11 protein-coding genes are annotated in these 13,683 nt (G+C 61.9%); 3 read left to right on the top strand and 8 right to left on the bottom strand.

Annotated features, from left to right (window positions below; all coding sequences use genetic code 11):
- Nucleotides 1-474 precede the first annotated feature (474 nt).
- The 3 genes from DVH23_RS17200 to DVH23_RS17190 form a co-directional block, all read right to left on the bottom strand.
- Nucleotides 475-840 (bottom strand): hypothetical protein, encoded by a 366-nt coding sequence (locus DVH23_RS17200; RefSeq protein WP_232833802.1) that lies wholly within the window; start codon nt 838-840, stop codon nt 475-477.
- A gap of 350 nt (nt 841-1,190) precedes the next feature.
- Nucleotides 1,191-3,563, bottom strand: a complete 2,373-nt coding sequence (locus DVH23_RS17195) for a cation-translocating P-type ATPase (protein WP_198667976.1) — start codon at nt 3,561-3,563, stop codon at nt 1,191-1,193.
- Between the two features lie 59 nt (nt 3,564-3,622).
- A complete protein-coding gene (locus DVH23_RS17190; RefSeq protein ID WP_114578651.1) occupies nt 3,623-4,372 on the bottom strand; it encodes a helix-turn-helix domain-containing protein in 750 nt (249 codons plus the stop codon).
- A 234-nt stretch (nt 4,373-4,606) separates the two neighbouring features.
- Between DVH23_RS17190 and DVH23_RS17185 the strand changes: the two genes are divergently transcribed.
- Genes DVH23_RS17185 through DVH23_RS17175 form a run of 3 tightly spaced genes read left to right on the top strand, consistent with a single transcriptional unit; the run spans nt 4,607 to nt 7,263 of the window.
- Complete coding sequence (locus DVH23_RS17185) at nt 4,607-5,287, top strand: helix-turn-helix domain-containing protein (protein ID WP_232833801.1); 681 nt, start codon at nt 4,607-4,609, stop codon at nt 5,285-5,287.
- Between the two features lie 36 nt (nt 5,288-5,323).
- Nucleotides 5,324-6,364 carry an ATP-binding cassette domain-containing protein gene (locus tag DVH23_RS17180; protein WP_198667975.1) on the top strand — a complete coding sequence of 347 codons (1,041 nt, stop codon included), beginning with the start codon at nt 5,324-5,326 and terminating at the stop codon, nt 6,362-6,364.
- Nucleotides 6,361-7,263 (top strand): ABC transporter permease, encoded by a 903-nt coding sequence (locus DVH23_RS17175; protein ID WP_114578649.1) that lies wholly within the window; start codon nt 6,361-6,363, stop codon nt 7,261-7,263. The genes DVH23_RS17180 and DVH23_RS17175 overlap by 4 nt, the downstream gene beginning before the upstream one ends.
- Before the next feature lie 513 nt (nt 7,264-7,776).
- Here DVH23_RS17175 and DVH23_RS17170 read toward each other — a convergent pair.
- The 5 genes from DVH23_RS17170 to codB all read right to left on the bottom strand — a co-directional run bounded on the left by DVH23_RS17170 (nt 7,777) and on the right by codB (nt 13,561).
- Nucleotides 7,777-8,802 (bottom strand): ABC transporter ATP-binding protein, encoded by a 1,026-nt coding sequence (locus tag DVH23_RS17170; RefSeq protein WP_114578648.1) that lies wholly within the window; start codon nt 8,800-8,802, stop codon nt 7,777-7,779.
- 3 nt (nt 8,803-8,805) lie between these two features.
- Nucleotides 8,806-9,639, bottom strand: coding sequence for an ABC transporter permease (locus DVH23_RS17165; protein WP_114578647.1), 834 nt, complete (start codon nt 9,637-9,639; stop codon nt 8,806-8,808).
- Entirely contained in the window at nt 9,639-10,562 is a 924-nt protein-coding gene (locus DVH23_RS17160) for an ABC transporter permease (RefSeq protein ID WP_114578646.1), read from the bottom strand. Before DVH23_RS17160 ends, DVH23_RS17165 begins: the two co-directional genes overlap by 1 nt.
- Nucleotides 10,563-10,565: 3 nt before the next feature.
- Nucleotides 10,566-11,897: an extracellular solute-binding protein gene (locus DVH23_RS17155; RefSeq protein ID WP_198667973.1), complete on the bottom strand. Its 1,332-nt coding sequence runs from the start codon at nt 11,895-11,897 to the stop codon at nt 10,566-10,568.
- Between the two features lie 275 nt (nt 11,898-12,172).
- Entirely contained in the window at nt 12,173-13,561 is a 1,389-nt protein-coding gene (codB, locus tag DVH23_RS17150; RefSeq protein WP_114578645.1) for a cytosine permease, read from the bottom strand.
- Between the last annotated feature and the right edge of the window lie 122 nt (nt 13,562-13,683).

Here is a 13,683-nt window from a genome sequence, read left to right as displayed (position 1 = left end):
CCCCCGGATTGGCAGAGCCACAGCTGTTCGTGTGCGAGAGATGCCGGCCGTTTCTACGGTACTGTGGCTGCTACTCCGGGATAGACGAACAGTTGGGACTATCGAATAAAACTTACGGCCACCTAGTAATTATACCTTACTTACAACTTCGTCTGCTGGAGAGTTAAGCCTTTTTCAGGTCGTATGACATCATTGATCGTGGATCGGCGAGTATCCGCGCGGAAATTGATTCTATCCGGTGAAAACCGGGGAGATGCCACCCAACCGGATCTGGCGCGCGGGAAAGCGGAATCAAACCCGCTGGGTAGCCGGTACAGTTTGTTCAGCTGGATCGATTCTCCAATCCTCTTCGCCACCGAACCAGCTAAGATCCTCCTGATTAAGCGTTTTCCCTTGATTGATGGAGCCTGAACAGTGGTTGCGACCGAGGTTCTCAATTCGTGAGCAAACTATTCGTCATGACACTGTTCCTACTTAGTTCGTAGAGACCTCGTCAATCGCAGTAACGAAGTCGTCTGCGTGCTGTGACCCCACGAGAACGCCACTAGCGTTCGTCCGCTGGATCCAGACGCCCCGATTGCCGCTGACGTTGTACGCACGCTTCCCCGGTGCCCAGCGAATCCCCCAGCCACCGAACTCGCGAAGATGCCTGTATGTTCTCGCCTCATACTGGTCGATCTCGGACCAGGTAATTCGACGGAACGATCGATGAAGCGGCCACATCTTGAAGTAGATCCCATCCGATCTGACCTCCGTTTCGAGGCGAAGGCTGTAGACGAACGCGGCGACGGCCCCAACGATGACGAGTCCGGGCCACGAGACGGGCCCAAACACGAGCATGATCAGCGCTGTCCCGCCGAGTAGGGCCCAGAGCCACCGCTGACGAAACTGCTGTACTTCACGATATATCGGGTCTGTGTCCACGGTAGGTTACTCCACTGAGGTGCTCTCCAGTATTGGGAGTATCGGTAAAATGTGATTGAGATGAGCGCAAATCTCCGCCCCGACCTCGACTATACAGGGTACGGAGCGGTATCGGACAATCAAGGTATTACCCGGCGCTTCGACGAGGACCTTAGGTGCTGACGGTTGATTGTAAGGGAACAAGGGGGAACTGGTGCCTCCGTGTCGAGAAAAACGGCCTCCGAAAACAGCCCGGCAGTACAGCAGACTTGGTGGGTGAAGGGAGGTCAGGTGTCGGAGAACTGGTCGGGCCCGATCCGTGATAACCGCATCGCGTTCCCGGTGACGCCGAGACTCATCCCCATGTCGCCGACCACGACTGCAAGTGCGACGTTCACCAGTCCCAACGGAACGCCCAGCGCGAGTAGGAACTTCATTCCGAGGCTCACCCAGATATTCTGCCGGATCACGCCGTTAGCCGTGTGCGATAGGTCGTAGAGGTACGGCAGCTTCCCGACATCGTCGCCCATCAACGCGACGTCAGCCGTCTCGAGGGCGGTATCGGTGCCGGCCGCGCCCATCGCGATGCCGACCTCCGCGGTGGCGAGCGCGGGCGCGTCGTTGATGCCGTCGCCAACCATTGCCACCTCGCCGTACTCCGCCTGCAGTTCCTCGACAGCGTCGACCTTCTCCTCCGGCAGGAGTTCGGCGCGATACTCGTCGACGTCGACTTCCTCCGCGATGGCCCGCGCAGTGCCTTCATTGTCGCCGGTCAGCATCACGACGCGCTCGACACCAAGCTCCCGCAAACGCTGGACGGCCCGCTTCGAGGCGGGGCGAACCTCGTCGGCGATGGCGATAGCACCCAGCAGCTCCGCTTCCGTCCCGACAAGGACGACCGTCTTGCCCTCCCGCTCCAGCGCGGCGAGTGCGTCCTTGGTGAACACCTCGTCGTCTGACTCAGCCGTATCTTCCTCCAGGACGCCTCCGTCCGTCTCGCGACGTACCCGAGAGAGGTCGAAGCCCAACTCCTCGAAGAGCGCGGGCTTGCCCGCGTAGTACGTCTCGCCGTCGATCTCCCCGCGGATACCCTTCCCCGTCAGGCTCTCGAAGCCAGTCGGGTGGGGCACATCGCCCACGCCCGACTCGTCGACGCGGGCGAGAATCGCCGCGGCGATGGGATGCTCGCTGCGCCGCTCCAGTCCGGCAGCGTGGCGGATCAGCGTCGCCTCGTCGGTGTCGCCGACCGGAACGACGTCGGTGACGGCGAGTTCGCCCTTCGTGAGCGTGCCAGTCTTGTCGACGGCGACGGCGTCGACCTCACCCATCGCTTCGAGGTAGTTGCCCCCCTTGATGAGGACGCCGTTCTTCGCAGCGCTGGTGATGCCTGAGACCACCGAAACGGGTGTCGAGATGACGAACGCACACGGGCAGGCAATGACCAGCAGCGTGAGCCCTCGGATGAACCACGTCTGCCAGTCACCGGCGAAGCTAACCCCGTACCCGGCCACGTCCACCGAGACGGGGTCGGAGATGACCACCGGCGGAATGGCGGCGGTCAGGATTGCCAGTACGACCACGACCGGCGTGTAGTAGCCCGAGAACCGGTCGACGAACTGCTCGGTCTCGGTCTTCTTCGCCTGTGCGCCCTGCACCATCTCGATGATTCGTGAGAGCGTCGAGTCGCCTGCCGTCGACGTGACCTCCACTTCGAGGTAGCCCTCCTCGTTGATCGCACCAGCGTACACTTCGTCGCCGGCGGTCTTGTCGACGGGGACACTTTCGCCGGTGATCGGCGACTGGTCGACCGCGCTCTCTCCCTCAACGACCGTGCCGTCGAGCGGAATCTTGTCGCCGGGTCGGACGACAACGGTCTCGCCCACCTCCACCTCGTCGGCGGGCACGGTCACCTCCTCGCCGTCGCGTTTGACAGTGGCCTCGTCGGGCGACAGCTCCATCAGTTCGCGCAGGGAGTCCCGCGCCCTATCCATCGCGTAGTCTTCGAGCAGTTCGGCAATACTGAAGAGGACAGCCAGTGTCGCGGCCTCAACGAAGTAGCCGATGCCGGTCGCGGCGATGATCGCCGTCCCCATCAGCAGATCGATGTCCAGACTCCGGTTCTTCGCGGAGTAGTAGCCGCCGCGGACGACGGGGATGCCGCTGGCGGCGACCGCGCCGAGGAACAGCACGTCCGCGACGTGGAGCGGGTAGTCGAGGACGCTCGTCACCGCAACGTTCTGGGCGGTGAGGATGAACTCGAAGAGGAGACCGAGGGCGACGAACGCCGCGCCGAGCCACGTCTTCTTCGCGCGGAGACTCGTCCAGACCTCCGACGGTGGCGCGATGTCGACGCCGTCATCCGCCTCGGTTTGCTTATCGTCACCGTCGGTGTCCGAGCCTCCGACAACCTCGTAGCCGACGGCCTCGATCGCCTCGACCACGTCGGCTTCACTGATGCGGTCGGGATCGTACGTGACGTTGGCCGTGCCGGTGGTCGGCTGGAGCGTAGCGTCGAGAACGCCGTCGACGCGCTGGAGACTCTTGTCGACCTTCTGGGCACAGGATGGGCAGTCCATCTCGGGGACGACGAGGCGGGCAGTCAGGTCCCGTCGCTGCCCGCCCGCGCTCGTCTGGTCCGCTGCATCCGGATTCTCTGTCATTACCTCTCGGTAGGGGCGTCACTTCGATAAGCGTTTGTTGGAATATTCCAAACCGAGAGTCAGCGTGTTGCCGGCGACTCTTCCGGCACTCGCTCGCCCGCAACGTGCTGCTTCGCCAAGTGTTCCTCCGCCCGGCGGAGTCGATAGGTCAGCGTCGACCGCGGCACGTCGAGATGTTCGGCCAGTTCGCCGACGTCGACTTCGCGTGGGGACTCGTAGTACCCGTGTTCGACGGCTGCCCGGAGTGCTGCCTCCTGCTCCGGAGACAGGTCACGTTGCGTCTCGTCGACTCCCTCCGCAGACGTCGTCGTGTCCGCGGTTCGGAGCATCTCCAACTGGGCACAGTCCCCGACAGCGGCTTCGAGGGCGTCAAAGAACGCCGCCACTTCGCCCTCACCGGAGTGGATGAGCCGCCACGTGTAGTGACGCCCTTCGTGACGTGTTTCGAACAGCACGCCGTCGCCGAGGTGGTCGCGGGCGATATGAGGAACTGACGCGCAGGTGGGCGTGCGTTCCCAGTCGGAGTAGAGAACGAGTGTGTCGTCTTCGCGGTCAAGAACGCGAGTGGTCTGGGTGGCGCCGCAGTCCTCGGTGGCGAGACAGTCTGCATAGTAGTCGGTAGTGAGAAAGGCGTCCTCAATGGCGTCGAGTGTTCCAGGAGTTCCGGTGGCGTGGTCGACCCGCCAGAGCTGTTGGGCGGTAGCGTGCAACGAGAGCGAGCGGACGCGAGCATCCGGATGGTCGGCGAGGACGTCCGCCACCCTGTTGCACCCCGGCTCGTATTCGAGTGCGAAGACGAGTTCACGCATACCCACGCATAGAGGATGGCTGGATATAACACGTTGCTCGGTGCTTCCATCGTGTTGACCAGAGTCAGATTACGCCGAGGTCGTTACTGTCGTTCCAATCATTCTGAATTACATAGATTACCTATACTGAACAGTGAGTGACATTACAACGGTTTTATGAGAACTTGCTCACCCCGACAGCGCTAACTGTCCGTCCGTCCGTTGACCACCATGGGTCTTATTGCGGAGTTCCGTATGTCCTCCGAGCAGCTGCCGCTGGTTGATGTGGCGGAGGACTTGTCCGAAGCAACTGTCGAGTTCGAGTCGGTTCAGGGGCGCCCGTCAGGGGCGCCAACGTTCATCGTGCGAATCGTGGGTGCCGACGCCGACGCGATTGAGGCGACGTTTGCCGACGCCGACTCGGTGACCGACCACTCGCTAGTCGTCGCCGACAGGGCGACGCGGCGCTACCGCTGTCGCCCGACCGGCGACCCTCCGACGGACCTGGAACTGCTCGCGGACAACGGATCGATCCCCGACCGGGTGCTTGCCACCCCGAGCGGTTGGGAAGAGCGGCGCTGGTTCGCCGACCGCGAGGAGTTCGACCAGTTCCGGACATTCTGTCGGTCCAACGACTACGGATTCCAGCTGGACCGCCTTGTTGAGACCGACGAGGGGTCAGACGGGAGGGTGACCAGTCCGTTCGGGAACGGCGACCGCTCCTGGCCCCGCGAGATGACCGATGCCCAGCAGGAGGCCCTCGTCATCGCCCACGAGATGGGCTACTTCGACACGCCGCGGACCGCTACGATGGCCGACGTCGCCAACGAACTCGGCGTTGCGTCTGCGTCGCTCTCCGAGCGACTGCGCCGCGCGCAAAACCACCTCGTCGCGGAGTTTCGACGCGTTTCTGGTATAAAACCCCCAACAAATTAGGGTGTGGACTACGGGTCCGTAGTCACAAAGATCCCTGTGACCGACGACACGCTACGAACGGACGGGGACGGAGCTGCCATCGTCGCCGAGGGCGTGGAACTTACCTACGCCGACGGGACGGAGGCAGTGAAGGGAATCGATCTGACGATCCCCGAAGGAGAGTTCTTCGGCTTCCTCGGCGCAAACGGCGCGGGGAAGACGACGGCGATCAAGACGTTCTCGACGCTGCTGTCGCCGACCGCGGGGTCGATTACGGTCAACGGCTTCGATGTGCAGGACGAGCCCCGCAGGATCCGTGAGACAATCGGCTACATGGCTCAGGAGACCAGCGTCGACGAGGAGCTCACCGCCCGCGAGAACATCCGTTTCGCCGCACGGGCCTACGGCGTCCCCAAGAGCGAGCGTGCCGAACGCATCGACGAACTGCTTGACTTGGTGGATCTAGCAGATGTGGGCGACAAGCAGGCCGGCGAGTTCTCAGGCGGGATGAAGAAGCGACTGGACGCCGCGACGGCGCTCGTCCACGACCCGCCGCTCGTCTTCCTCGACGAACCAACGACCGGACTGGATCCGAAGGCACGAAACCGGCTCTGGGAGTACTTTGAGCGCATCAAAGAGCGCGGGACGACGCTGTTTCTCACCACGCAGTACCTCGAAGAAGCCGACCAGCTCTGCGACCGCATTGCCGTCATCATGGACGGGGAGATCGTCGCCACGGGCTCGCCCGCAGAGCTGAAATGGCGAGTCGGCGGGGAGATCCTCGACGTGGACATCCCTGCCGGGGAGGACGCCCGCGAACGCGCCGCCGAGATCGCCCGAAAGGGCGATGTCTTCGAAGCCGACGCGGACGTGACCGTCACCGACGACGGGATCAGCGTCACCGCCGAGCGGGCACGCGAGCACGGGACGGACCTGCTCGTCGCCCTGCGCGACGCCGAGATCACCGTCACCGGGTTCAATATCCGCGCGCCGACACTCGACGACGTCTTCCTCGCGATCACCGGAGAGGAACTCGACTCCGAAGAACGGTCGGCCGACGCCGCTGACGTGACGGAACCGGAGGTGACCGCCGAATGAGCGAGGCCTCGGGAAATAAGGCCGCTGACGAGGCCCGCGCCGACGGCGGGCACGTCCACACGACGCCGTCGAGCAACTCCTTTTTCAGCGACTTCTGGGTGAACTTCGTCCGCTGGAACCTGAAGGCGATACGCAACCCATTCGTCGTCGTTGGGTCGCTCATCCAGCCGATCATCTTCCTCGTCCTGTTCACGCAGGTGTTCGGCCAGATCGCGACGAGCGCGCTCGGTAGCGGGGCGGGGGGCATCACCTACGAGACGTTCCTGTTACCCGCCATCGCGATGCAGGTGTCGCTGGCAGCTGCCGCGGGGTCAGGGATCGGTCTCGTTAATGACATGGAGGAGGGGATGTTCGAGAAGACGCTCGTGATGCCGATGAGCCGCTCAGCGATGTTCCTCGGCAAGACTGCCGCCGAGATCGTCAGGATCGTCGTCCAGATCGCCATCATCCTCGCTCTGGGCGCGGTGCTCGGAGCGAACGTCGCCACCGGGTTCCTCGGCGCCGTCGGTATCCTCGGCGTCGGTATCCTCTTCTCGGTGTGGTTCATCGCACTCTCGAACATCATGGCCGTCGTAACCCGCGACCAGGAGTCGACGATCATCGGCGCGAATCTCCTGCAGTTCCCCCTTTTGTTTGTTTCGACGGCATTCCTCCCGCTGGACGCGATGCCCGACTGGATCCAAGTCGTCGCGACGTACAACCCGATCACCTACGGCGTTGACGCCGCACGCGCGCTCATGCTCGACCAGGACGTCATGACCGTCGTTGAGGTCACCCGCTTCGGTGGTATCTGGGACACACTCGTCCCGGCAATCGCCGTGCTCCTCGCGCTCGACGTCGTGCTCGGCAGCGTCATGGTCTACCTACTCAACCGCGCGTCGAGTTCTGCCGTGCAGTGAGATCCGCAGCGGCGACGTCCACCCCGCTGACGTGACTGCGGGCCGGTCGGCACACGCATCGTCTCGGTACGGTTCCCAGTTTGCTACCGGCCGCTCCGTAGGTGAAATTGAAGTAGAACTAAACGGGTGACAACTCAAAGGAGAAATGGTCCCATGATCCAGTACGACCATGCCCCGATCGGGTGAGAACGCTCTTGCGTAGCATATTGTTGATGGAGAACCATCTTGCGATTCTATACTCAGTTAGTCGAGGCGGGAACCCGGTCGTTGAGCGATCAGACAAGCGGTTTCTATCCCGACTTCACTGGGAAGAGCCGTATCAACAATCTCTTTCCCAAGAGCGAGCCAGATATCTAATGGCATAGGAGTTCCCTGTATGTAGCGCTGAGTTCGGTGTTACATAGAGAGTATGCGGTTAGCAGAAGGGACACATGAGATCGTCAAAGCGGGCGACGATTCCCAATGGTCGATTAAAGGGGTCTGAGCAGACGGCACTCCACCCGTCACCGGGACTCATTGTGCGACCGCATGGATCCGACCGGTGTCGACATCCAGCTCGACGTGCTCACCCGGCGCCAACTCGCCGTCCTCGTATCGATCGAGTGTTACAGTGAGTTCGGTGTCATCGGAGAGCCGGACGATCGCTTGGACGTGCTCGCCGAGGTAGAACAGGTTCCTGATCTCCGCGTCGATCGGGCCGGTGCCGACCACGAAGTCGTCGGGCCGGATCGCGAGTCTTGTCTCGCCCTGCGCGGAGACCGCGGCGTCGGCCACCTTGGCGAACCCGAAGTCGACGACGTCGTCGGTCACCGTCGCGGTAACGACGTTCGAGGTGCCGACGAAGTTCGCGACGAACTCATTTGCGGGCGACTCGTAGACGTCCGCCGGCGGGCCGACCTGTTCGACCACGCCGTCGTTCAACACCGCGATGCGGTCGCACATCGCCATGGCCTGCTCCTGGTCGTGGGTAACGTACAGCGTCGTCACGCCGAGGTCGGAGAGCAGGTCGCCCAGTTCCCGGCGTAAGGTGTGTTTCAGCTTCGCATCGAGCCCCGTCATCGGCTCATCGAGCAAGAGCAATCGTGGCTCGATCGCGAGAGCGCGTGCGAGCCCAACGCGCTGTTGTTGGCCGCCGGACAGCGTTTCGGGTGCCCGATCGGCCAGCTCCCCGATGTCGAGCAGATCGAGGAGTTCGTGAGCACGCGCCCGGCGTTCCGTTTTGCCGACGCCGTGCATCTTGGGTCCGAAAGTGACGTTTTGAAAAACTGTCATGTTGTTGAACAGGGCGTAGCCCTGGAAAACTAGCCCCACGTTTCGGTTCTCCGGCGGGACGTGGGTGACGTCCACGCCGTCGTATCGGATCGTTCCGTCGGTCGCAGTCTCAAAGCCTGCGATCAGTCGGAGCGCCGTGGTCTTGCCACATCCTGACGGGCCGACGATCCCCATGACTTCGCCGTCGGCGATCGACAGCGAGACGTCATCGACGGCGGTGGTCGTATCGAAGCGTTTCGTGACGCTGTCCAGCGTGATTTCGGCCATGTGTTAGAGCCTCCTGACGGTATCCCGGTTGCCGACGAGCTGCAAGGCGATGGTGACGAGCGCGATCAATAGGAAGAACACGGAGACTGCGGCCGCAGCGTTCAGAAACGATGCGTTCGTGATATTATTGAACAGGAAGATCGACAGTGGGGGCGTCCCCCGTGAGTAGACGATATACGAGAAGTTGAACTCCGCGGCGGCGAGCGTCCAGGAGATGATCGACCCCGCGATGATGCCTGCCTTCGCGTTCGGGACGATAACGGTGAGAAAAGTCCGTGGCCACGACGCTCCGAGCGATCGAGAACTCTCCTCCAATCGCTGGAGATCCATCGACTGGAAACTCGATTGAACCGCCATCACCATGTACGGCGCCTTGAGCAGCGAGTAGCCGATCATCAACGCGATGCCCGACGTCGAGAGGTCAGGATAGGTCCGCAGGAAGGCGATGCCGAGAATGATGCCGGGCGCCAGCGGCAGGATCGCGAAGACGTTGACCCAGTCACTTCCTCGGAAGTCGTACCGGGCGACGGCGTACGCGATGGGGACGCCGACGACGAGATTGATGAGGACCCCGCCTAGCGCGAGACCCGCGCTGTACAGAAGCGACGAGCCAACCGAGACATCGGCGCCGACGTCGGTCCCCCCGAGGACGTCCGACCAGTTCTCGATGGTCAGGAACCCACTCGGGAGCGGCCCGACCCAGTCGGCAGCGAACGAACTGACGAACGTGAGCACGACGGGAAGAGACAGGAAGACGACCGTCGCAGCCAACACGACCGTCACAAACGGGCGTCCAAACCGCGCCGAGGGGCTCGCTTGGTCGAGGCGACCGGCCATCAGATGCTCACCTCCGCACTCGTAAATCGAAGCGCCAGGAAGGTAAAGCCGAACACGAAGACGAACCATATCGTCGCCATCGCGGACGCCTGGGCGATGTTAAAGCCCTGGGCGATTTCCCGGTCGATCTGGAGGGTCCAGACCAGCAGGCTCTTCAGAATGAGGATGGTCCCGAAGATCGCAAGCGACGTCCGAAAGAGGAGGACGCACGCACCGATCAGTCCGGGTTTGATTTGGGGGAGCGTGACATACCGGAACGTCTCGAAGGGGGTCGCACCGAGGCTCCGGGCAGCCTCCTCGGCGTCCGTGTTGACCTCGGCGTACGTCCCACGGAGCAAGAGAAGTGCACGCGGGATCATCGAGTAGAGGTAAGCAAAGAAGAGGCCGACCACGCTCGTCGCAAGCGCCAGGTCAATCGGAGACTGTCCGGAGAAGGCGGCGACGACGTTCGTGATCAGTCCCGTGTTACCAAAGAGGACGATGATCATGAACGCAGCGACGATGCCGGGGAGGCTGTTCGGAAAGGAGAGAACCGTGACGATCACCGACTCGCCCGGCAGGTCGTACTTCTCTAGGGCGTGGGCGACAGGGACCGCGATCGTGATTGAGGCGATCGTCGTCGCGAGCCCGAACCAGAGCGTGTTGAGCGCGATGGTACGGTAGTAGGAATCGGTGAGCAACGTCGTGTAGTACTCGAAAGTGAATCCCTCGGTGGTAAGTCGCGCCTCCGAGAAGCTGATCCGGATCATCTCGATCAGCGGGACGACGCCCGAAAACGCCAATAAGACAAGAAAGGGGAGACAGAGCGCGACGATCCGGCGTCGCTCACGCTGAAGTTCCGACTGCGGCGAGACGACTCCACGGAACGCCCCCAAGGCCCTGTTTACGCGACCAGTTGCGAGGGATTCTCTGTCGATTGCCATCGCTTACAGGCCGGCGCCGCGCGTGATCTCTTCGATGATGGCGTCCTGCCGTTCGACGAGGGTCTGCTGATCGATGGTGAACTCCGTCTCGTCGTACCGGCTTTGATCGGGGAACTCGTCGGGTAACTCCATCTCCGGGGCACGGATCGGACGAACGTAGGCGTCCGTGAAGTGCTGTTGGCCCTCGATGGAGAGGACGTAATCCATGAACAACTTCGCGGCCTCGGGGTTTGGGGCGTCCGCGAGCAACGCGTAGCCGTATAGGGCGTTGAACGCGCTCTGATTCCCCTCCTCGCTGCCGAGGATGGCGACACCAACGTCCTCCTCGGGCAGATCCTCGTTGTTGTACTTCAGATCGAGCCCCGAGTAGTCGTACCTGATGAACGATCCGTACTCCCCGCGCGTGAACTGTGCGAGGAAGTTGTCGGTGTACTCTGCGCCGCCCTCCTGGATCTCGTTGTAGTAGTCGATCACCGGCTGGACGTCGTCCAGCGAACCGCCGCGGGCGTTATTGATCGACAGTGCCGCAGCGAGGCCGACGGCGGCCTGTGGCGTCTGTAGCGCGAGGTCCTGCATGATATCGGGGTGGAGCAGGTCCTCCCAGGTTTCGGGCGTGTCGAGGCCGCGCTCGTCGAAGAGGTCCTGGCGGTAGGTGAGAGCGGTCGTAACCTTGCGCGTCCCCGTGCAGTGACCGTTTTCGGTCTTTGCGTCCTCGGGAACGGCATCCCAGTTTGCGGGCTTATACGCCTGGGTCAGATCGTCGTTCATCGCCTGGAGGGCGTAGCTGTAGCCGCCGTTGAACGCCGAGTGCGTCGGATTCTGGGCGTTCGCACGCGCGTCCTGGAGAGCCTCGCCGGACGAGCGGTCGTTATCGTTGAGTTCGACACCGTACTCATCCTGGAAGGCTTCCATCACCGACGGCCAGTTCATCCAGCCCGACTGGACGCAGTAGATGTAGAGCTGTTCGCTCGTCGGGAAGTCGGCGGCACTGACCGTCGTCTCTGAATCGCCGTACCCAATCTGGTAGGTGTCGCCGTCGCCGTTCTCGCTGCCGTTGCTGGCGTTGTTTTCGTTGGGGCTTTCGTTCCCACCGGATCCGCTACCGTTGGCGCCGTTACTGCTCCCACTACTGTTGCCGTTACCGGTCTCCCCATTCCCACCGTTTCCGTTTTCATTGCCGTTCTCGTCGTCATTACCGTTCCCGTTGCCGTTTCCGTTCCCACTGCTTCCACCGCCGAGGCAGCCGGCGACTGACAACACGCCGACGACGCCCGTCGTCGCAACGAGTTTCCGCCTCGAGATGCCTCGGATCGAACGGCCGTTGTCTGCCGTCATCACCCGAGCGGTGCGGAGGGTTATAGAAATAGTATGCTATGAAACATATATATTCGAATGTACAGACCGTTCTGAATAGGGAGATCACAGTAGCGCTTCTGTCCGGCGAATTCGGCAGAAAGGGGCAGCAAGTCCCGATCCAGCGGGTTCGGAAGTCAGTGAACTTGTCCTGCTTGAGATCGTTGCCGAGAAGGTGTCGCGGCGGTCACTGGTTCCGGTGTTCATCATCAGGTAGCCGTTCCGGTACGTTGCTCTGGAACCGATGGGAGTTTTGATTAGATCCGATCAGTGTTCCCGGGAACCCTGTGAGATGATAGCATTCCGGTCTGTTCGAGTGCATAGTGACCAATAATGTGGGCGGCTGCCGCGGCGATCATGCCGTTGAGCGCCGCCATTCCTGGGACCGGGGCCATAATCGCGATGCCCGGAACGACCGAGCCAGCGGTTAGGACGGCAACGAGACAGCCTACGAGGTACGCGAGTACGCCGGTCCACCGAACGCTCGTGAACTGCACGTCGTCCATCCGCGGGATCCCGCTGCGCCAACACAGCAAGAAGTCGGCGATGATGATCGCCCCAAGCGGCGGGATATACTGTCCCAGCAGTTCGAGCCACGGAAGCAAGAGTGCGTCGGCACCGGCTAGAGCGAGGCCGATACCTATTAAACAACCGACGATGACGAACGGCCGCTTGCGGTCGAACTCGAAAGCCTCAGAGCCAGCGACACTGAACGCATAGGCCGCGTTGTCGTTCGTCGTCCAAATGTTCAGGATCAACGCAATCAGCCCGACGGTCGCAAGTCCCTGTGCGACTAGCACTTCATAGAGGTCTCCCTGTGGCGTCACGTCGTAAACGGCACCACCGACCGCGCCGCTGAGAAAGAGAAAGCTGTTTCCTACGAGGAACGCGATCAGTCCGGCCCAGAAGCCTACTCGCGAGTCGATCGCGAATCGCGCCCAGTTCGGGGCCTGCGTGCCAGCGCTAATGAACGTCCCGACGACGATCGTCACCGCCAGACCGAAGGTCATCTCACCACCGCCCGTCTGAGCCATCAAACCGGCAATACCGCCGGCCTCACCAATCGCGAGGGCAATCGAGAGAACGCCGACGATGATTAGGAAGGGAACCGCGATGTATGAGAGTTTCTCCATACCGTCGTAGCCGAAGTACGCCGTCAGCATGTGTAATATCCCCCAAATGAGGATCAACGCACTGAGCATCGCCCCACTCTCGAGGCCGAGATACGTCGCCGTGGGGACCGCGACCATCGGAATAGTGACGCCGAACCAGCCGACTTGTGTTCCGCCCAACAGGAGATCGGCCCACTTCGCGCCGAACCGCCCGAACGAGTAGCGGGCCAGCAGAACCGTCGTCAAACCCGCCTTCGCTGAAATCGCACAGAGAAGCGCGACGTACCCGCCGAGGATAACATGTCCGACCACCATCGCGGACAGCATCTCCTGAAAACCCATCGCCGCGCTGACCTCTGCACCCGCCCACATCGTCCCCGCGAAGAAAACGAGCCCGAGCAGCACCGCCGAGAGGCTGACCAGTCCCTTACGCTCGTCTTTTGGAACGTGATCCAGTGGATAGTCAGGGTCAGGTAGGTCCTCATGACCAAGTACGAGACGTCGCCAGTCGAATCCATCATCGCGTGTTGCCATTACGCATGACAGGCCACGCGACCGTAATAAATACTGCCGTCAAATAGTCAATATTTGGCCATCAAACTCCACCTCTCGACATCTATATCGGTTTTTAGTGGTCAAACGGTACAAACGGGACT

It is taken from the genome of Saliphagus sp. LR7 (assembly GCF_003344565.1).
Lineage (GTDB): Archaea > Halobacteriota > Halobacteria > Halobacteriales > Natrialbaceae > Saliphagus > Saliphagus infecundisoli.
This window is presented reverse-complemented; position numbering and strand designations above follow the sequence as displayed.